Below are 18446 nucleotides of genomic sequence, written 5' to 3' on the forward strand. Positions count from 1 at the left end.
CCGAAATTAGGGTGAACAGGCCCTAGTCGTAGACGCTGAAGCCGAGCCGAGTGGCGCATTCCACCACCACCTCCTGGTAGTTGTCGGGCCCGTGGAAATCGAGGCCTGGCTGCGCTCGCGATGCCCGGGGTCGATGGGGTATTCGATCCACTCCCTGGGCGTGCCCTGCGCCACCATGCGCGCTTCGATCGCGTGGCGCAACTGCCGCCACTTGGCGTTGGGCGCAGAGGGGCGGTCAATCAGGACCTGGTGCAGGCGCTCCGCCGCCGCCAAGCTGGTGCGGCGGGGGTGCTCCCAGAGATGGACCATATAGCTCATCGGGCGTCTTTCTTCGGCGGTGATGGGGCGGCATTGTCTCTGTGCGCACCGCACCTGCCTGCCTGCGCCAGGTGTCAGCCCGGGCGCTGTGCCAGCGCTGCAATGACCTGCCCGAGCGGGGTCGTTCCAGCCTGTTCGGTGGCCGCGGGATCGCTGTGGATGTCGATGTGCGAGGCATTGAGGCCCCGTGTCATTTCGGTGAAGCCCGCCAGGGCGGCCTGGGAGAAGCGGGCGTCGGCCAGTGCCTGGGGCCATTGGGCTTCGGGCACGGCGGCCACGTCGAACGGCCTGCCGAGCGTGGCCGCCAGGATGGCGGCGACATCGCTTGGTGCGTAGTCCCGGGGCCCCGCGAGGGTCACGGCGCGGGTCCCGGTCCAGCTCTCCTGCCCCTGGAGCAGCAAGGCCGCGGCAGCGCTGCCGACATCCGTGGTGGCCACCATGGGCAGGGCGCGCCGGGGTGGCGCGAGAAAGCTCGGCAGCGTGCCGCTGCGTGCGGCCTGCGCGACCATCGGCGCCCAGTTTTCCATGAAGTAGGCCGCGCGCAGGAAGACGGTGGGCACGCCGGCCGCCTTCAAGCGTTGCTCGAACCCGTGGTTCATCCGGATCCAGCCCGTCCCGCCCGTGCGGTCGGCGCCCACCGATGACAGGGCCACCAGCCTGGGCACGCCCGCCGCCAGTGCGGCGTGCGCCGTGGTGGCGGCCATCGCGTCCGCCTGCTCGAAAAGGTCATCGCGACCGTAGTGCTGCGGACAGACCACATAGGCGCCGCGCGAGCGGCTGAGCGCCTGGGTCATGGAGGCCAGGTCCGTGAGGTCGGCCACGGCGATCTCGGCGCCACGGTCGGCCCACCACCGGCCCTGGGCCGGGTCGCGCACCACGGCGCGCACGGGCTGGCCGGCCCGCAGCAAAGCGTGGGCGGCGGCGGCACCGGTACGGCCGGTGACGCCCATCACGGCATAAGGGAGAGCAGGGGAAGCAGTCATGCAAAAACTCCGGTTCAGAAGAGCCGCCATGGTGCGAGACCGCTTAGCATGCGGCAATGGCATGAAAGTCATAGTGAATATGCACCAAGTGGATTTATCGGCGCTCGACCTGAACCTGCTCAAGCTGTTCGACGCCCTGGTTCGGGAGCGCAGCGTCACCCAGGCGGGCCTTCGCCTGGGGCTGAGCCAGCCGGCCGCGAGCCGGGCGCTGGCGCGGCTGCGCAAGATGCTGGGCGATCACCTGGTGGTGCGCGGCAGGCTCGGGCTGGATCTGACGCCGCGCGCCCAGGCGCTGGCAGGCCCGGTGGCCCGGCTGCTGGACGATGCCCGGGGCATCATTGCGCCTGCCGTGTTCGACCCTGCCTCGGCCACGGGCCGCATCACCATCGCCGCCCACGACCACCTGGCCCTGGTCGTGCTGGCCGGGCTGATGGCGCGCCTGGAGCGCCAGGCGCCCGCACTGGGCCTGCATATCGCGCCGCCCGTGGGCGACAACGTGCGCCTGATCGAGCAGGGCGGTGCAGACCTGGCCCTGGGTATTTTCGAAGCTCTGCCTGGCAGCCTGCACCGCCGCGGCCTCTACACCGACCACCTGGTGTGCGTGGTGAGGGCCGCGCATCCCGTTGCGAAAGGCGGGTGGGGCCTGGAGCCCTACCTCGCCTTGCGCCACATCGCCATCACCATTTCCGGCGTGGGCGAAAGCGCGGTGGACACCGCTCTGGCGGCGGCGGGCCGCACCCGCCACATCGCGCTGCGGGTGCCGCATTTTCTGGCGGGTGCGGTGCTGGTGGCAGACAGCGACATGGTGCTCACCGTGCCCCGCCGCCTGGCGCACCTGCTGGCGCAAAGGCTTTCGCTGGCACTGCTGGATCTGCCCCTGCAGGTGGCCCCCCTGTCCCCGGCGATGGTCTGGCACGAGCGCTGGCACGGTGACCCGGCCCATGGGTGGGTGCGGCAGCGGGTGGTGGAGGTGGTGGCGTCGTTCGTAGGAGAGGGGCCAGGCCCTCACCCCCGTTGTTGAATGGGGTGGGCCTGTCGCATCAAGGGATGCATTGGTAGCCGCTAGATTTCGGTTCTGTCCGATTTCGCAAAGTCCGCCAGCCGCTGAACGAAATGCAATGCGCGCTTGTGATAGTCCACTGCAGAGGCGGCCCCGCTTTGAACTGCCGCATTGAAGGTGTCGGCGAATATTTCACGATATCCGTCGGTTCGTGCACCGCCAAGGGGTGCCGCGTAGGCGGACTCGGCGCCTTGCAAAGATCCTGCATTGTCGGCCGACCGATGTCGAAATTGACGTGCATGCGCTTCTTTGGCGGGCGCTGTCATGGGAGTACAGTCTCTACGCCCGCATTCAGCGCTCGGTATCGTTGCCCTGCTTGCCCGTGAGGACCGAGGCGATCACTTCAAGCACGAAGGTCAGCAGCAGCACGGCGCCGGCCGCCCTGGCATGGCCCGTGAAGTACAGCGCGAGGGGCGCGATGATGGCTGCGAAGATCAGCAGGGCGTAGTGCCTGGGTTTCATAGCGGGTGCCTTCTTGGGGTGCGTCGTTGCCCTGGCTCAGGTGCGCGGCAGCTCGCGCAGGTCCACCGTGCCGCCGGCCTCATAGACGGGGTTGCCGGCCAGGAAATGCCTGGCCGCCTCCAGGCTGTCGGCGCGCACGCGGATGAAGCCGCTCGGGGCGCCGGTGATGGCCTGGCCCGCCTGGCCCTTGCGCAGGCGCTCGCCCGCGCCGATGGCGCTGCCGCCGTCGAACTGGCCGCTGGCGCGCAGCTGGGCGAGGTAATCGCCCCAGCGCTGCGGGTCGTTGGCGGCCGCGGTATCGGTGGCGTCTTCGTGCATGAGCAGGATGTATTCGTTCATGGTGTCTTACTTCTTGTTGGTGGGCCCGTTCACAGTGCGAACACTTCGAGCGACAGCTGCTGCATGCCGCCCACCAGGGCCACCAGCGGATCGGTGGCCAGGGGCAGGGCGGCGGCTGCTGCGATGAGGGCGCCCTGGGTGGCAAAGGGCTTGCCCGTGCCGACCACAGCCGAGAACTGGGCCACGAAAGCATCGTCCACGGGCGTGTTCAGGAGGTTGGAGCCCACCAGCCGCACCAGGGCGGCGTTGTCCACACCGGGCAGCAGGGTGTCGATCATGTTCTGCGCCAGGGCGCTGTAGCTGCCCAGCTCGTCGGCCTTGCGTGTCCATACCGAGATTTCGTGCCGGTCGGGGCTGCGGTCCATGAGGGCGCTGAACAGGGTGTAGGCCTGGCCCACGTGGCCGCCATCGCTCACGCCCAGGTGGGGCAGGGCGGTGTCGTAGGCGAGCACTGTGTCCTTGAGTTCGATGCGTTCCACGCCGCGCAGGGTGGCCGGCGTGCCGGCGCTGCCGCCGACGGGGGTGAAGACGATGGCCCCGTCACTGCGGTGCAGCAGGCCCAGGGCCTGCAGGCCAGCGTAGGGCGTGTCTAGCACCACGGTGTCGATGTTGCTGCTGCCGCTGATCTGGTCGGCCCCGCCCTGGGAGAAAAAGCGCGTGCGCACGCCGTCGGCCGCAGCCAGGGTGTCGGCGCCGGCGGTGCCGGTGAGCGTGGCCTGCACATGAGCGGTGTGGGTGGCGATGGTGCCCACCTCATCGAAGGCCGAGATGAAGGCGCCATCGCCCGCCGTCCAGCCGATGGCGAAGCTGCCGTCGGCAAAGGCCTGTGTGGCCGTGCTGGCCGAGAAGGTCTTGTCCACGATGCGCACGTAGGAGTGCGCGTCCACCAGAATCTCGCCGCCGAACTTGCTGCCATTGGCGTGGAAGATCTGGCCCCGGATCTCGCCGCCCAGGTTGCCCTGCACATCGACCGTGCTCCAGAATGCGACGAAGCGGCCGTCGGCCAGTGCCTGCACGGCCTGCGGGCTCTGGTTGCCCGTGGCGCCGGCCGTGTTGACCACGAAGACACTGCCCTGGGGGGCGCCCTGTGCGTCGAGGAACTGACCCTGCACGTCGATGCTGTCGTTCGTGATGGGGCCCATGCCACGGCTGCTGGTAAGCTGCAGCAGGCGTCCGTCGCCCAGCGCATGGACAAGGGCGCGCCCGGGGTACACGCCGAGGTTGATCTCCGCACCGATGGGCGCGCCCGTATCGGCGCTGTAGAACTGCAGCCAGTTGGTGGCACCCGTGAAGTCGGCCGTGTTCGCGGTGCGCAGGCTGGCAAAGCGCGCAGCGTCCACCGCAAAGAAAAGGCTGTTGGTGGCATAGGCCGTGGGCGTCCCCATGGCGGCGCCGGCTGCGTCGTACAGGCCGCCGTAGGTGGCAGCGCTGCTCGCGTACTGCCCCCACGAGACAAAGACCTTGCCATGTGCAGGGCCAGTGCGTTGATGCCAGAGATGCCTTCGCGGTTGCCAATGAGGGTCTGCTCGCTGCCGATGCGCGCGCCGTCTGCGCCAAAGCGCTGGGCCAGGATGGCGTTGCTGCTGTTCGGCTGCCATGTCACCAGCACCGTGCCATCGGCAGCGGTCTCGGCGTTGGCGCCGTACTGGTGGTTCTGCGTGGCCGTGTTGACCACGAACTCGCCCCCGGTCAGCGTGCCGGTGCCGCGGTCGGCAATGCGGCCGATGATGGCCTCGCCCTCGCTGTCATCGGGGTGCCGGCCGCCGTAGACGATGAGCATGCGCTCGTTGGACAGTACTGCAATGGACAGCGGGCCGGAGGCCCGCGGCGTGTGCAGGCTGGTATGTGCCAATGGCATGGACGAGGATCTCCCTGGGTTGTATTGTTGGTTGTAGGCCTGCCGGTTCGGGTGGTGGGGCGCGCATGCATGCACGAAGGTGCGCACGGGCCTGGTGTCCCGAGTTGGAAATTCGTTGCATCAATCTACCGACAATCCCCGCCATGCGTCGCAAGCAAATGCTCGCCATGCCACCCGGCATGGCTGCGCTTTGCGCCTAGCCTGGCTGCGATTTCGGCAGATTTATTTCATCAACGAACCTCCAACTCGGGACACCAGCGCGAACGCGGCGGTGCATTGGAGAATGCCGCAAACAGGGGGAGTGGTCGAGCTTTTGAAGGCAACAGAATGTTGGCGCGGCCCAGGGGCCGCGCCATGCCTTGCGGCGTTCATTGCCATGGCAGGGCCGGCCGGCCCGGGTTCAGAACGCGTTGGCAGCACGGCCGCAGGCCAGCCCACGGCACTGGCGGGCACGGTGCTGCTGAGCGCCGGCCAGGCCAGCACCGCCATCAAGGTGCGGCCACTTGCGCTGGCCGTGGTCTCGGGCTCGCTGCAGGCGCAGTTCGGTTGTGTCGCAATAAGTGCTGCCCGAGGGGCGGCGCGGGGGCACCAATGGCCTGCGGTAGCTCCAACTGGGCAGCCAGGAGCAGGGGGCAGGTCGGGAGTTGAATCCCTGGGCTGGGCCGTCACAGCCGGGGCAGCACCTCTTGCCCGATCTCGCGCAGCACCTCGTCCGGTGCGCGGCCGTTGCGCTGTGCCAGGTTGAACAGCACATGGCCCACGCCCATGGCCTGCATGCGCTGCAGGTAGGCCAGCAGCTCCTGGCGCCCGGTGCGCAGGCCCAGTTCCAGCGGCTCGGCAGGGGCCGCTGGGTCGGCCAGCAGGTCGAGTTGCACGGACTGGACGAAGGGCTTGTGCTCGCCATTCGCCTTCTGGCCCAGCGCTTGCTGCCACAGGTGGATGCGGCCTTGCTGGCGTGCCTCCTCTCTGTGGTAACTGGCCCATGCGTCTGCGTGGGCAGCGGTCCATTGCAGCGATTGCCGCGCCGAGCCGACCACGACCATGGGGATGCGCGCGACGGGGGGCTGCATCAGGTCGTACCCGCCGGTGGCATCGAGCAGCGCCTGCCGTTCATCGGCATCGGGCGACAGCGCCGCGCGCACCAGGGGCCAGCGGCTGCGGAAAGCCTCGCCGCGTGCGTCCAGGTCTTCGCCGAAGGAGGCGAACTCCTCGGGCCGGTCGCCCGAGCCCATGCCCAGGATGAAGCGGCCGTTGCTCATGCGGTCGAGCGACAGCGCGGCCTTGGCCACATGCAGCGGGTGGCGCAGCGGCAGCACGATGGCGGCCGCACCGATGGCGATGCGGCGCGTGGCGGTAGCCAGCGCAGCCAGCCACAGAAAGGGATCGTCGAGCGCGCTGGCCGTGTTGTCGCTGCCCTGCGGCACCATCAGCGGCACATCGCGTGCCCACAGGGCAGCAAAACCCAGGTCATCGGCCAACGCGGCGAGGCGCGTGTTTGTTTGGAGGTCGGCCATGGCACCGCCATGGTGGCCAAAGGGGGTCATGAAGCCGAGCGTGAGCCGCCCGGGTTGGAAGACCTGAGCGTGGCTGGCGTTGAAGGGTGAAGGCGAGGACATGGCGCGAAGCATAGGGCCATGGGTCAGGGCGCGCCTTGGAGGGGGAAAATGCCCCGGCACCGCGGGGTGAGGGGTCTGTGCCTGCGCTAACTGCGCGTCGCCCGCCCTAGTCGCCTAGAGGGCGCCAGCCGTCAGAAACTTTCCCAGTCATCCTCGCCCCCCTTTGCTGCTGGGCGCGCCGCGGCCGCCGTGCCGACGGCGAGCGGCGTGGGCGCCTTGGCGTGCAGGGTGGGGGGTGCCTTGGCGGCCGCAACACGGGGCGCTGCTGCCGGCCTGAAGGCCACAGGTGGGCGACCGGGCTTTGCCACCGCCGGCGGCGCACTGTACGAGTGGGTACCACTGCTGCCATCGCCTGCAGCCAGCCGGAACACCGCCACCGCGTTCACCAGTTCGCCCGCCTGGCTGTTCAGGCTGCTTGCCGCCGCCGCCATTTCTTCCACCAGCGCCGCGTTCTGCTGCGTGGCCTGGTCCATCTGCGTGACCGCTTCTCCCACCTGGCCCACGCCTGCGCTTTGCTCGCTGCTGGCCGCGCTGATCTCGCCCATGATGTCGGTCACGCGACGGATGGAGGCCACCACTTCGGTCATCGTGGCCCCGGCCTTGTCCACCAGCAGGGTGCCTTGCTCCACGCGCTCCACGCTGGCGGTGATCAGGCTCTTGATTTCCTTGGCCGCTTCGGCGCTGCGCCCGGCCAGGCTGCGCACTTCGCCGGCCACCACGGCAAAGCCGCGGCCTTGTTCGCCTGCGCGCGCGGCTTCCACTGCTGCGTTGAGCGCCAGGATGTTGGTCTGGAAGGCGATGCCGTCGATGACCGAGATGATGTCGGCGATCTTGCTGCTGCTGGCGTTGATGCCTTTCATGGTCTCCACCACTTCGGCCACGACGTCGCCGCCCTGCACGGCCACGGTGGAGGCGCTCAGGGCCAGCTGGTTGGCCTGGCGCGCGTTGTCGGCGTTCTGGCGCACGGTGGAGCCCAGCTCTTCCATGGAGGCGGCCGTCTCTTCCAGTGCCGAGGCCTGCTGTTCGGTGCGGGCCGACAGGTCGTTGTTGCCCGAGGCAATCTGCGCGCTGGCCGAGGCCACGCTTTCGGCGTTGCCGCGCACGCCCGTGACCACGCGGGCCAGGTTCTGGCGCATGTCCTCCAGCGCCGAGAGCAACTTCCCGGTTTCGTCACGCGATTGCACGCTGATCTGCCCGCTCAGGTCGCCCGAGGCCACGCGGTCGGCCGCCTCCACGGCCTGGGCCAGGGGGCGCGTGATGGAGCGGATGATGGTGATGGCCAGGAAGATGGCCAGCGCGATGGCCAGGGCCCCGGCGATCAGCACGTCGCGCTGCAGGGCGGCGGCGGCCTCTTCGGCCTCCTTGCCGGCCTCGTCGGTGAGCTGGGCCTGGAAGTCCACCTGGTCGCGCAGCGTCTTCTGGTAGTCGAGCTGGATGGGGCGCAGCTTTTCTTCGAGCAGCCGGGTGGCCTCGTCCTTCTGGCCCTTTTGCACCAGCGCCAGGAACTCGTCGCCGCGGCTGTAGAAGTCGGCACGGGCCTTGAGCATGCTGGCCAGCAGTTCCTCGCCCTTGGGCGAGGAGATCAGCGTGTCCAGCAGTTTGTACTGCTCGGCCGTGGTGGAGCGCGCGGCGCTGATCTGCTCGAGCGCCGACTTGGTGATGGGCTCCGAGCTGAAGATCACGAGGTTGCGGTACTGGATGGCCTGGGTGTTCACGCTGTTGGCCAGCACCCCCAGGGCCTTGGTGATGGGCACGCGCGTGTCGAGCACGTCGTTGAGCTCGGAGCGCTGGTCTGCCGAGCGCACCAGGGTGGTGGCACCCAGTGCAATGAGCAGCAGCACCATCGCTGCAAAGGCCACCGTGAGCCGGGTGGCGATGGTCATCTTGTCCATGGTGGTTCTCCCTCGGGCAGGTTGCACGACTGCGCAGCGGCATGCCGCATCCGTCGACAGAGTGGCCGCCTGGCGCACCCTACCGCGAAAGGCGGTTTGCCCGAAGGGATTTTTGACACGCACGCCACGCAGAAGCGGCGGCGGGCCTGAGGATCAGAGGGAGAAGGAGTTGCCCGCCTCGGCCCGCGCCCGCAGCCAGGGGAACAGCTGGTCGGCGCTGTCGAGGATGCGCTCGAACAGCGCGCACTGGTCGTGCGACCAGAAGTACACGGCGCCGGCATCGGGCCCGTCGGTGCGCAGCAAAAAGCAGTCGGGCACGTCCACGTCGCCCACGATGGGCAGCATGCGCGCGGGGGTGATGCCGTCGTCGGCAATGGCCTGGCGGATCTCGGCGGCCAACTCGGGCGAACTGTGCTCGTGCAGGCCCAGCCAGGCCAGCAGCTCGGCGTGCTTGTCCAGCGCCTCGCGCACGCTGAACCGGGTGTAGTCCTGGCGGTATTCGCCGTCCACCACGCTGAGCTGGCGCGGCTGGCCGGGCGTGGTGAGCCATTGCCGGTAGGCGGCGGAGACTTCCAGCGCCTGGGGAAAGTGCTCGCGCAGCAGCGCCAGTTCGGCCTCGGTGGCGGGCTGGCCGCTGGCAAGTTCGAAGCGCAGGGCGGCCAGGCGCTCGCGCTCGGCCGCGTGGGCCTCGCCTTCCTCGCGCGCCACAAAGGCCTGGTAGCCGGGGTCGGTCAGCACTTCGGGCAGGTCCAGCTGCCAGGTGCGGTGCGCCTGGTAGGCCTGGGCATTGCGGCCCAGCTGCAGCAGGGCGCTGACGCGGTATTCCTCGATTTGCCGCGTGCCATGGCTGGTGCTGTCGGAGATGGCGATGGCCGCGAGCGCCTCGCCGGGCTGGCCGGCAATGTGCAGCAGGTATTCGGCCCGTGTCTGCGCGGCGGTGGCAAGCTGCGGCGGCGCACTGGCGTAGCCATCGCCAAAGTGGTAGCCCTGGCTGCCCTTCTCGCCGGTGTGCATGCGGTACACGTCGCCGCCCTGCGCGGCGGCGCTGTCGATGATGAAGGCGGCATGCGCCAGCGCGGCGGCCCAGTCGGCATCGGCCTGCGCCGTGCCGGGGTTGGCGCGCGCCCGGTTGGCATGGGCGCGCCGCGCGGCGGTGTGCCAGTACCAGGCACCGCGGCTGCCCTGGCATTGCTGCAGCAGGGCCAGGGCGGCATCGAAGTCGCCGCACTCGGTGTGCAGTGCGGCCAGGTCCATCCGGCATTCGTCCGCCGTTTTGGGGCGCTGGCCGCGCAGGCTGGCGGGCGAGTACACCCGGTCGGGCGCCACCACTTCCTGCAGGCCCGCATCGGCCAGCGTGCGGCGCAGTTCGACAAAGCGCTGCAGCAGCGCCTGCGGCCCGCCATCTTGCGCAAAGGCCAGATCTTCCACCATCTTGAACTGCTGGGCAGAGGTGCGTGCCTCCTGCCGCTTCCAGTAGGCCTGGCCGTCGTAGCCGTGGGGCTCGAGCGTGAGCTGGACGAGCAGCGGGGCGGTGTTCTTGCGCTGGGGCGCGGTTTCGAGCCAGTGGCAGGTGTAGACGGTCATGCGAGGGCAATGCAGGCGGTGCGGTGGCGAAGCCGCCATTGAAGCACCGGCCGGAGGACACGTGAGCGGCGCGGCGTGATGCATTTCACGCGCAGGGCCTTTTTTCACCCCGCCGCGCCCGGCTGGCGCCGGAACACCCGCTCCACCACTTCGAACACCACCTGGAAGACGATGGCCAGCCCGGCCGAGGGAATGGCGCCTGCGAGCAAGGTGGTGCCATCGTTGAGCGCCAGCCCCTGGGCAATGCGCTCGCCATAGCCGCCCGCGCCGATGAAGGCGGCGATGGTGGCGGTGCCCACCGTCATCACGGTGGCGGTCTTGATGCCGGCCACGATGACCGGCAGGGCCAGCGGCAGCTTGACCAGGCGCCAGCTTTGCGCCGGTGTCATGCCCAGCGCGACGGCGGCCTGGCGCGTGCCCTGGGGCACCTGCATGAGGCCCACGGCGGTGTTGCGCACGATGGGCAGCAGGGCGTACAGGCTGAGCGCGACGATGGCCGGCACGGTGCCGATGCGGCCCAGCAGCGGGATCAGCGCGGCCAGCAGGGCCAGCGAGGGGATGGTCTGCAGCAGGCCCACCAGGCCCAGCACGCCTTGCCCGAGCCAGGCGCGCGCCGCGGCCAGCGTGCCCAGGGGGATGCCGATGAGCACCGCAATGCCGACCGATACGGCCACCAGCCACAGGTGGTCGCGCGTGAGGCGCCAGAAGTCGCCGCCGAAGATGGCGCTGGACAGGGAGGGGCGGGCCTGCGCGGTGGCTGTGCTGGCTGTGGTGGCCGGTGCTGTCGCAGCAGCAGGTGTGGCTCGGCCGGCCAGGAAGTCGCCTGCGACGGCGGGAAAGGCCTGGCCCTGCAGCTCAGCCTGGGCGTTCATGGCGATCATGCGCGTGACGTCGATGCGGCCTTCGAGCGCGGCGATCTTCTGCCAGGCTATTGGTGCGCGCGTGGGCAAATCGGCGCGGTAGAGCAGCACCGCGTCATAACGCGGGAAGTAGTTCTCGTCGTCCTGCAGCGTCACCTGGCCCAGGTCGGCAATGCGCGCGTCGGTGGTGTAGATGTCGGTCAGGTCGATGCGCCTGGACTGCAAGGCCTGGTACGACAGGCCATGGTCGATGGAGGTGGGCCGCTGCGGCAGCTGGTAGCGGCGGGACAGGCCGGGCCAGCCGTCGTCACGCCCCAGGAACTCTTGCGAGATGGCGATGCGCAGGTCCGGGGCCTTGCGCAGGTCGCCCAGCGTGGTGAGGCCATGCTGGCGCGCCACCTCGGCGCTGGCGGCCAGTGCATAGCCGTTGGCAAAGCCCAGCGGCACGCCCATGGCCAGGCCCATGGCGCGCAGCTTTTCGTCAATGGCTTCGCGCGGCGAGCCGGTGGGGAGCTTCAGGATCTCGCGCTCCACCGTGCCCAGGTATTCGGGGTAGATGTCGATGGAGCCGGTCTTGAGCGCTTCCACCACCACCGCGGTGTTGCCCAGGCCCTGGCGATGCTCGGCCGTGGCGCCGCTCTGGCGCGCCGTCTGGGTGATGACTTCGCCAAGGATGTAGCTCTCGGTGAAGCGCTTGGAGCCCACGGCCAGCGACTCTGTCCCAGCCTGCAAGGGCCAGGCGAAGGTGCTGAGCAGCACGAGCAGGGTGGCTTTGGCGGCGGTGCGCCAGGGCAGTTGGGTGGGGTGCATCGGGCCATTCTGCGCTGCTTTGCGCCCGAGGCGGCTCTGCCGGCAGATCCTGGCCGTCCAGGGCCCTTCAGGGCTTGGCAGGGCGGGTGGGCCGTTCGGCCAGCGCCTGGGTCAGCCGGGTCCTGGCCTGGGCGCCCTGCTGGGCGCCCACCTGCACCTGGTTCATCAGCGCAAGATAGCGGTCCAGGCGCGCCTGGTCGCTGAACATCAGCCTCTGGGGTGGCCCCTGGTCAATGAAGTAGCCGCCCGGGATGCTGTCCATGAAGTCCAGCAGCACCGAGGCGCCCGCGATGGCCGCGGTCTCGCCGGCCGCGAAGCCGGTCACGAAGTCGCCTACCAGCCGCAGCGCGCGCTCGAACCCGCTGGCCAGGGGCCCATAGGCGAAGGCGGGCAGCTGCGGCTGCAGGGCCTTCATGTCCTTGAGCGCCTGGGCGTTGGCCACCTCCATCCGGCTGCGGTAGCCGCCCAGGGCCTGCTGCCAGGCCTTGAGGCGGGTCCGCGTCTGGCTGCGCAGCTCGGGCGAGACCAGTGTTGCCGGGGCCAGCATGGTCTGGGGCTGCAAGGCGGCGAGGTCCTCCACGTAATGGTCCTCGATTGCATCCGTCTCCCGGCGGTAGCCGGCCTTGAGCAGCATGAAGGGTTCCATCATGCCGAGCCGCGCGTCCCGCACCTCCTGGTCGCTGACGGAGCCGCCGGCATTGATCTTGTCGAGCAGGGGGCCGGCCTTGGCCATCGAGTCCAGGGCCTGCTGCTCCTGGTCTTTGCTGGCGCCGGTCTGGGCCTGTGCCGGTGCCGCAGCGGCGCTCGCCAGCAGCAGGGCTGCCAGTGCGGCCCGTAGGACCAGTGCCGCGGGCTTGCTCAGCGTGTTCATGAATGGCATGGTGTGTTTTCTTTCTCTCTGGGGCGATTGTCGCCCGAAGGGCGCACGGGACGGCCGTGTCAGACAGGCCCTCCTTGCAGGCCTGTCTGACACGCGCATGGCCGCGCTGCCCACAGCCGCGCGCCGGGTCGTGCGGCCACCATGGCGGCATGGTGCTCCACCTCCCACCCGATTCCCTGGACGCGATCAGCGCTGCCGACGCCAGCGTGCCCCTGGCCCCGCCCGCCGGGCAGGACGGCATCGTGCGCCCGGCACTCTTGGTGCTGCCTGGCTGGGACGATGATGGCAGGGCCCAGTACGACGCGCTGGACCAGGACCTGGGTGCCCAGGGCTGGCAGTGTCGCCGCGCCGACCTGCCCGATGCCAGCTGGCCTGCCGCCGAGCGCGCCGCGGTGACCCGCGAAGACAGCCTGCGCCAGGCCCTGCACGACTACCAATTGCTGCACGCCCAGGCCCGGCCCGATGGCATGGGGGTGCTGGGCTTCAGCTACGGCGGCTACATGGCGGCCCTGCTGGCGGGCATGTACCCTTTTGACTGGCTGGTGCTGCGCTCGCCGGCCCTGTACGGCGATGGCGACTGGGGTGTTGCCAAGGAAGACCTGGACCAGCGTGCCATCAAGGCCTACCGCAGGGAGACGCACACGCCGGACAGCAACCGCGCGCTGGCGGCCTGCGCTGCCTTCAGGGGCGATGTGCTGCTGGTGCAGTCCGAGTGCGACCAGATGGTGCCGCCGCCCGTGGTCGAAAGCTACGCCTGGGCCTTGGGTGGCGCCCGCTCATTGGTGCGGCATACGCTGCTGGGGGCCGACCATGCCCTGTCGCAGGCGCGTTGGCGCCAGACCTACCACCGCATCGTGGTGGAGTGGCTGCAGGCCCGACGGGCCTGCAGCTGAACGCCGGCGTCGCTCAGCGAGCGCCGGCACCCGCACCTGCGCCAGCACCTGAACCTGAACCTGCACCAGGGGCACCGGCACCAACGCCTGCACCGGCACCCACCCCCGCGCCGGGAGTTCCGGCGCCCGCGCCCACGCCTGCGCTGCTGCCGGCAGCGCCGGTGCCGGGGCCTGTACCCGGGGCCGTTCCGGCGGCTGCCGCGCCGGGTGCTGCTGCGCCAGCGGCGCTGCCGGGTGCACCAGCGGCACTGCCGGGTGCGCCCGCGCTGGTGCTGCCGCCCGAGCCCGAGCCGGGCGCGCCAATGCCCACGCTGCCCGGGCCCGTGCCGCTGTTGCCGGCGCTGATGCCACTGCTGACGCCGGGGGGCGTGCTGCCCGTGGAGCCCGTGCTGCCCGCCGTGCCGGGGGCGGGCCCTGCGCTGGTGGAGGTGCCACCGGTGGCCGGGCTGCCGGTCACGCCGCCTGGGGCACTGCCGGTGGTCCCGCTAGTTCCAGGGGTGCCCGTGGTCGTGCCGGAATTGGTGGCGTTGCCCGTGGGGCTGGCGGTGGTGTTACCGGTGGTGCTGGTGGATGGCGAGCCGATGCTGCTGCTCGGTATGCCGCTCGGGATATTGCCCGGCACGCTGGTGTTGCCGATGCTGCTGTTGCTGCTGGGCGTGGTCGCCGTGCTGGTGGTGGTGCCCGTGCCCGGCGCCGTACCAGGGCTGGGGCTGCCGGTGATGGCGGTGTTGTTGTTGCTGCTGCTGGGCACGCTGCCCGGGATGCTGGAAGGGCTGGTGCCGGCATTGCCCACATTGCCGCTGCTTGGTATGGCGCTGGGGATGTTGCCGGGAATGCTGGTGTTGCCGATGCTGCCGTTGCTGCTTGGCGTGGCGGGGGTGCTTGGGGCACTGATGTTGCCCGGGCTGCCGATGGTGACCGTGGACGGCGTGGCTGGACTGGCGCTGCTGAAGCCACCCTGGGCTTGCGCGGTCTGTGCAGCGGCGAGCGCCAGCACCGATGCTGCAAACAGCGGGGCCGCCCAGTGACGGCGCGAATGGGAGTGAAATGGGTTGGGCATGGTGAAGAAGCTCCTGAAGATGGTGGCGGTGGCCTGGGTGGTCACCATGCTTTCCATGGTGGAGCCTCCGCTGGCGCGCCGAGGTAGGGCCTGCGGTGTGCACGGGGTAGGACGTAGTGCCTGCGGCGCAGCCGGTGCTGTTTTCTGAAACATTTGGATACTTGGACGCGATTTCGGACATCTCTGGAACGCCTGCTTGCGCATGTAATGGCACCGCCTTGTTTCCCCCGAAACCCATGAACCCTCTGCTGCCGCAATTTCCCGAGTCGCTTGTGCAGATGCTGCACAGCCCCGATCTGTCGACCCTGCACGGCCAGGTGCAGACCGTGGCGCAGGCGTTGGGGTTCGAGCATTTCGTCTATGCCCTGCGCGTGCCGGAGAACTTCACGCAGTCGAGCATCCTGATGGTCGATGGCTACCCGCCGGGCTGGACGGGCCACTACATGGCGCAGGCCTACCATGCGCACGACCCGGTGATCCGCTATTGCAGCCGCAACATCCTGCCCGTGCTGTGGCATGGCGTGCCGGGCGGAGCCTCTGAACCGGATGCCCGGCGCATCATGGGCGAGGCGGCCGAGCACGGGCTGTGCACCGGCCTGAGCGTGCCGCTGCACACGCCCCATGGGGAGCTGGGCATCTTCAGCGGCACCGTGTCGCGCATGGGCCGTGCGGCCCAGGCCGACATCGCCCAGGCCCAGGCCCACGCGCACCTGCTGGCCAGCTATGTGCACGAGGCCCTGCGGCGCCTGGCCCCCATGCCGCCACAGCGCCCGGTGCTGAGCCCGCGCGAGCAGCAGGTGCTGCGCTGGGCCGCCGATGGCAAGACTTCGTGGGAGATCTCCTGCCTGCTGCACATCTCCGAGCGCACGGCCAATTTCCACCTCAACACGGTGGCGCAGAAGCTCGGGGTGTTCAGCCGCCAGCATGCCATTGCAAGGGCCCTGCTGCTGGGCCTCATCCAGCCCAGCCCGTTCTGAAGCCTTCCCGGGTGGCCGTGCCCGGTTCAAGCGGTGCGGGCCACTGTCATATCTGACAGTTCATGCCCGTGCGGTGCGCCGATATGGTCGGGTCTTCATTGCCCTTGTTCGCTTTTTCCTTTCTTTTTTTGAGAGACGTCAATCCATGAAGACAGCCTTTTCCGCACTGACTTGCCTGGCCGCTCTGGCCGTGATGAGCCCCCTGGCCGTGCAGGCGCAGGGCGTGCAGATCAATCTCGCGGGGTCCCAGGTGGGGGTGGTGGATGGCCAGAACCTGCGCATCAACAACGTGGAGTACGCGGGGCGGCGCTACATCCTGGAGGTGCAGTGGAACCCCAATGCCGCGACCTTCGTGCCCACCAAGGTGAGCGAGCAGGCGGCCTCGGGCCTGCTGTGCAATGCGCCGGTGTTCGCCTCCAACGCGCGCGCGGGCACGCTGATGCTGCAGGTCGACCCCGGCAACCGCGCGGTGCAGGTCTCGGTGGTCAATGACGGGCCGCAGGACCCCTGGAGCTTCTCGCTGTATGGCTGGCGCTTCGTGCACAACCAGACCGCCTATTCGCTGACGCTCAAGCCCTCGGAAGTCGACCCCAACACGGCACTCATGAATCTGGCGAGTTCGAGCCTGTACAGCGTGCGCCCGCTGGCGCGGGGCGAGCGGCTGGTGGTGGGCACCATCAACAACCTGCCCTCGGGCTTCAATTTCAACATGCCCATCAGCAGCGTGGTCTACGGCAACCAGACCACGGCCTGCCAGTAGTCCAGCAGGCCCGGGGAAGCCTGCTGGCAGGGGCGCATCAGCCCGTTGAGGCCCTGGCGCCGGCCTGGGATGGCACGCCCAGCAGGTAGTCGGCGACCTCTTCCGAGAAGCGGCTGCGGTGCGTGCCGCCCAGCAGCACCGCGCTGTCGTCCCGGCCCTCGGGGTCGGGCCGCACGCTGGGCATGCCGTGGGCCACCAGGGCCTGGGCGCAGCCGAGCCAGTCGCCGTCCGGCACGGGCGCGTTGATCGATGCCCAGGACAGGGTGCCGATCACGTTGTCGCCAAAGCCGTGCATGGCCCGCCAGTCGGCACCGTGCTCGAGCAGGAAGCGAGCGAGCGGCGCATCGCCGCGGAACACGGCCTGGTTCAGGGCCGAGCCATCCCAGTCGCCGCCGCGCGTTTCGATGGGCCAGCCCAGGCGGACCATGGTGCGCACCGCCTCGCCGCAGCCCTGGGCCGCTGCCAGCTCGGGCAGTTGGCGCAGTTGGGCAGGTACCAGCGTGCCGAGGATGCCAGGGTGCGCGGCCTGGATGGCGCGGGCCGCCGGCTCGTCGCCGCGCGCGCAGGCGGCGATGAAGGCTTCTTCCGGAGCGAGCGGTGCGCTGCTGCCGCTGCCTTGAGCTTCGTTCTCGGTGGCATCCTGCAGCAGCTGCGCCACCTCGGGCAGGCCGTAGCGCAGGGCCACGGTGCGGGCGGGCGTGCCGTCCTGGGTGTGGGCGTCGGGTCGGGCGCCTGCGGCCAGCAGGGCGGCGATGTGAGCGGGCGAGCGGCGCCGGCGGATGGCCCACAGCAGCAGCGAACCCCCGTCGGAGCCGGGCGCGCTGCCCGGCGCCTCGTTGGCATCGCCGCCATGCGCCAGCAGCAGCTGCAGGGTGGCCAGGTCATCGAGGTCGAGCACGCGGTACATGGCGTTGGTGCCGACGATGCGCGCGCCGGCGGCCAGCAGCAGCCGGGTGCATTCGGGCCGGTCGAGCGAGTGGTAGAGCGATTCGTTGTCGTCGGGGTCGGCGCCGGCACCGAGCAGCAGTTGCGTGAGTTCGGGGTCGTGGTTGCAGCCAGCGGCGCCGTACAGGGCCGAGAGCGGGTGCGCCTCGTCGGGCGCCTGCAGCGAGGCCGGGGGCCAGCGGTTGCCCACCGTCTGGTCGGGCGAGGCGCCGGCAGCCAGCAGGTAGCGCGCGCAGTTGCGCAGCCGCTCGCGGTAGTCCGGCAACTGCAGCATGGCAGAGTGCGTCACGGCCACCAGCGGCGGCAGCCGCAGCGGGCCGCCCGCCCGGTGCACCCAGCCCGGGTCGCGTTCCGTGGCCTGGCGCAGCGTGGCCTCGTCGCCCACGGCGCAGGCGAGGTAGGGGTCATCTTCAGCGAGCAGGGCCGGGTTGTCCTGCAGCAGGCGAACGGCCACGGCCGGCCGGGCGCGGTTCATGCCGCCGGTGATGTCGCCCGCATACACCAGGCCCAGCCAGTGCAGCACGGCCCGGGCCGGGTCGCCGCTGTCGTCCAGCATGGCGCGGCGTGCGGTGACGAAGCCCTGCAGGTCGGCCCAGGAGGCGAACCCGTATTCGCGCGCGATGCACGACTGCGCATCGTGCAGGCGCAGGCCCTGGGCGGCCAGGGTGGCGTCGTCCTTGCCTGCTGCGGCGGGTAGCGCGGCGCGAAAGCGCTCGAAGGCCGTGGGCGCGCTGGTGGTGTCGTGGGTGCGGTACAGGGCCAGGAGATCCTTGGCCTGTTTCTTGAGGTGGCCGATGTCGGGCCGGGCGGGAAGCCGCTTGCCGTAGGGCGTCGTCGTCATGAAGAAAACCTCCGTGCATCAGGTGCCGATGGCCCGCAGATCCGGCTGCACAAAAGGCGTTGGATAGGCGTGTGGTTGAAGGCAGCGAGGACTCTTTGTTGTCCTGTGCTGCCTTCTGCAAGTGGGTTCTACCCTTCCCGCGGGCCCGGGGGCGGCTTGCAACCGCGCGGGGGGATGATAGCGGATGTGTGTTTGCTGTTGTGGGTGCTGCTGCTCTTGTTTTGAGGGCGAAGGCCGGGATGTGCGCCCGGCGGCGCAGTAACTTTCTCTTGGGCCGCCAAGAGAAAGTCACCAAAGAGAAGGCGGCC

16 protein-coding genes are annotated in these 18446 nt (G+C 69.7%); 4 read left to right on the forward strand and 12 right to left on the reverse strand.

The annotated features are described in order from the left end of the window. Nucleotides 1-392: 392 nt before the first annotated feature. Nucleotides 393-1301 (reverse strand): NmrA family NAD(P)-binding protein, encoded by a 909-nt coding sequence (locus tag AC3WOH_RS30070; protein ID WP_492232969.1) that lies wholly within the window; start codon nucleotides 1299-1301, stop codon nucleotides 393-395. A 79-nt stretch (nucleotides 1302-1380) separates the two neighbouring features. Between AC3WOH_RS30070 and AC3WOH_RS30075 the strand changes: the two genes are divergently transcribed. Beyond that, nucleotides 1381-2322, forward strand: coding sequence for a LysR family transcriptional regulator (locus AC3WOH_RS30075; protein WP_492232986.1), 942 nt, complete (start codon nucleotides 1381-1383; stop codon nucleotides 2320-2322). A gap of 41 nt (nucleotides 2323-2363) precedes the next feature. On the opposite strand, the gene AC3WOH_RS30080 is transcribed toward AC3WOH_RS30075, so the two are convergent. From AC3WOH_RS30080 to AC3WOH_RS30120, 9 genes are all read right to left on the reverse strand, one after another. Continuing rightward, nucleotides 2364-2627, reverse strand: coding sequence for a hypothetical protein (locus AC3WOH_RS30080; protein ID WP_492232970.1), 264 nt, complete (start codon nucleotides 2625-2627; stop codon nucleotides 2364-2366). 25 nt (nucleotides 2628-2652) lie between these two features. Then, complete coding sequence (locus tag AC3WOH_RS30085) at nucleotides 2653-2823, reverse strand: hypothetical protein (protein WP_492232971.1); 171 nt, start codon at nucleotides 2821-2823, stop codon at nucleotides 2653-2655. Nucleotides 2824-2859: 36 nt separating this feature from the next. Further along, nucleotides 2860-3162, reverse strand: coding sequence for a YciI family protein (locus tag AC3WOH_RS30090; RefSeq protein WP_492232972.1), 303 nt, complete (start codon nucleotides 3160-3162; stop codon nucleotides 2860-2862). Nucleotides 3163-3191: 29 nt separating this feature from the next. Next, nucleotides 3192-4547 carry a hypothetical protein gene (locus tag AC3WOH_RS30095; RefSeq protein ID WP_492232973.1) on the reverse strand — a complete coding sequence of 452 codons (1356 nt, stop codon included), beginning with the start codon at nucleotides 4545-4547 and terminating at the stop codon, nucleotides 3192-3194. Nucleotides 4548-5685: 1138 nt separating this feature from the next. Continuing rightward, complete coding sequence (locus AC3WOH_RS30100) at nucleotides 5686-6636, reverse strand: TIGR03571 family LLM class oxidoreductase (protein ID WP_492232974.1); 951 nt, start codon at nucleotides 6634-6636, stop codon at nucleotides 5686-5688. 131 nt (nucleotides 6637-6767) lie between these two features. Beyond that, the gene (locus AC3WOH_RS30105) at nucleotides 6768-8528 is read right to left on the reverse strand and encodes a methyl-accepting chemotaxis protein (protein ID WP_492232975.1); all 1761 of its coding nucleotides are present in this window, start codon (nucleotides 8526-8528) and stop codon (nucleotides 6768-6770) included. Nucleotides 8529-8681: 153 nt separating this feature from the next. After that, on the reverse strand, nucleotides 8682-10112 hold the full coding sequence (locus AC3WOH_RS30110; RefSeq protein ID WP_492232976.1) for a hypothetical protein: 1431 nt from the start codon (nucleotides 10110-10112) through the stop codon (nucleotides 8682-8684). A gap of 104 nt (nucleotides 10113-10216) precedes the next feature. Then, entirely contained in the window at nucleotides 10217-11782 is a 1566-nt protein-coding gene (locus tag AC3WOH_RS30115; RefSeq protein WP_492232978.1) for a glycine betaine ABC transporter substrate-binding protein, read from the reverse strand. 67 nt (nucleotides 11783-11849) lie between these two features. Beyond that, complete coding sequence (locus tag AC3WOH_RS30120) at nucleotides 11850-12662, reverse strand: hypothetical protein (RefSeq protein WP_492232979.1); 813 nt, start codon at nucleotides 12660-12662, stop codon at nucleotides 11850-11852. Between the two features lie 149 nt (nucleotides 12663-12811). Here AC3WOH_RS30120 and AC3WOH_RS30125 point away from each other — a divergent pair, with 149 nt between their 5' ends. After that, on the forward strand, nucleotides 12812-13555 hold the full coding sequence (locus AC3WOH_RS30125; protein ID WP_492232980.1) for an alpha/beta hydrolase: 744 nt from the start codon (nucleotides 12812-12814) through the stop codon (nucleotides 13553-13555). A 13-nt stretch (nucleotides 13556-13568) separates the two neighbouring features. Here the strand turns inward: AC3WOH_RS30125 and AC3WOH_RS30130 are convergent, their stop codons facing one another. Further along, the gene (locus AC3WOH_RS30130) at nucleotides 13569-14672 is read right to left on the reverse strand and encodes a hypothetical protein (protein ID WP_492232981.1); all 1104 of its coding nucleotides are present in this window, start codon (nucleotides 14670-14672) and stop codon (nucleotides 13569-13571) included. 179 nt (nucleotides 14673-14851) lie between these two features. Here AC3WOH_RS30130 and AC3WOH_RS30135 point away from each other — a divergent pair, with 179 nt between their 5' ends. Next, complete coding sequence (locus tag AC3WOH_RS30135; protein ID WP_492232982.1) at nucleotides 14852-15592, forward strand: LuxR family transcriptional regulator; 741 nt, start codon at nucleotides 14852-14854, stop codon at nucleotides 15590-15592. Between the two features lie 145 nt (nucleotides 15593-15737). Beyond that, entirely contained in the window at nucleotides 15738-16352 is a 615-nt protein-coding gene (locus AC3WOH_RS30140; RefSeq protein ID WP_492232983.1) for a hypothetical protein, read from the forward strand. A gap of 37 nt (nucleotides 16353-16389) precedes the next feature. On the opposite strand, the gene AC3WOH_RS30145 is transcribed toward AC3WOH_RS30140, so the two are convergent. Beyond that, nucleotides 16390-18138, reverse strand: coding sequence for an ankyrin repeat domain-containing protein (locus tag AC3WOH_RS30145; RefSeq protein ID WP_492232984.1), 1749 nt, complete (start codon nucleotides 18136-18138; stop codon nucleotides 16390-16392). Nucleotides 18139-18446: the final 308 nt, after the last annotated feature.

The sequence above is a fragment of the Acidovorax sp. FW305-C-20-28 genome, assembly GCF_058783375.1.

What these genes read in the sequence shown, in the direction of transcription:
- AC3WOH_RS30125 (WP_492232980.1), top strand. Translation starts at nt 12,812, where the DNA reads ATGGTGCTCCACCTCCCACCCGATTCCCTGGACGCGATCAGCGCTGCC.
- AC3WOH_RS30110 (WP_492232976.1), bottom strand. Translation starts at nt 10,112, where the DNA reads ATGACCGTCTACACCTGCCACTGGCTCGAAACCGCGCCCCAGCGCAAG.
- AC3WOH_RS30095 (WP_492232973.1), bottom strand. Translation starts at nt 4,547, where the DNA reads ATGGGGACGCCCACGGCCTATGCCACCAACAGCCTTTTCTTTGCGGTG.
- AC3WOH_RS30140 (WP_492232983.1), top strand. Translation starts at nt 15,738, where the DNA reads ATGAAGACAGCCTTTTCCGCACTGACTTGCCTGGCCGCTCTGGCCGTG.
- AC3WOH_RS30145 (WP_492232984.1), bottom strand. Translation starts at nt 18,138, where the DNA reads ATGACGACGACGCCCTACGGCAAGCGGCTTCCCGCCCGGCCCGACATC.
- AC3WOH_RS30105 (WP_492232975.1), bottom strand. Translation starts at nt 8,528, where the DNA reads ATGGACAAGATGACCATCGCCACCCGGCTCACGGTGGCCTTTGCAGCG.
- AC3WOH_RS30080 (WP_492232970.1), bottom strand. Translation starts at nt 2,627, where the DNA reads ATGACAGCGCCCGCCAAAGAAGCGCATGCACGTCAATTTCGACATCGG.
- AC3WOH_RS30085 (WP_492232971.1), bottom strand. Translation starts at nt 2,823, where the DNA reads ATGAAACCCAGGCACTACGCCCTGCTGATCTTCGCAGCCATCATCGCG.
- AC3WOH_RS30115 (WP_492232978.1), bottom strand. Translation starts at nt 11,782, where the DNA reads ATGCACCCCACCCAACTGCCCTGGCGCACCGCCGCCAAAGCCACCCTG.
- AC3WOH_RS30130 (WP_492232981.1), bottom strand. Translation starts at nt 14,672, where the DNA reads ATGGAAAGCATGGTGACCACCCAGGCCACCGCCACCATCTTCAGGAGC.
- AC3WOH_RS30135 (WP_492232982.1), top strand. Translation starts at nt 14,852, where the DNA reads ATGAACCCTCTGCTGCCGCAATTTCCCGAGTCGCTTGTGCAGATGCTG.
- AC3WOH_RS30120 (WP_492232979.1), bottom strand. Translation starts at nt 12,662, where the DNA reads ATGCCATTCATGAACACGCTGAGCAAGCCCGCGGCACTGGTCCTACGG.
- AC3WOH_RS30070 (WP_492232969.1), bottom strand. Translation starts at nt 1,301, where the DNA reads ATGACTGCTTCCCCTGCTCTCCCTTATGCCGTGATGGGCGTCACCGGC.
- AC3WOH_RS30090 (WP_492232972.1), bottom strand. Translation starts at nt 3,162, where the DNA reads ATGAACGAATACATCCTGCTCATGCACGAAGACGCCACCGATACCGCG.
- AC3WOH_RS30100 (WP_492232974.1), bottom strand. Translation starts at nt 6,636, where the DNA reads ATGTCCTCGCCTTCACCCTTCAACGCCAGCCACGCTCAGGTCTTCCAA.
- AC3WOH_RS30075 (WP_492232986.1), top strand. Translation starts at nt 1,381, where the DNA reads ATGCACCAAGTGGATTTATCGGCGCTCGACCTGAACCTGCTCAAGCTG.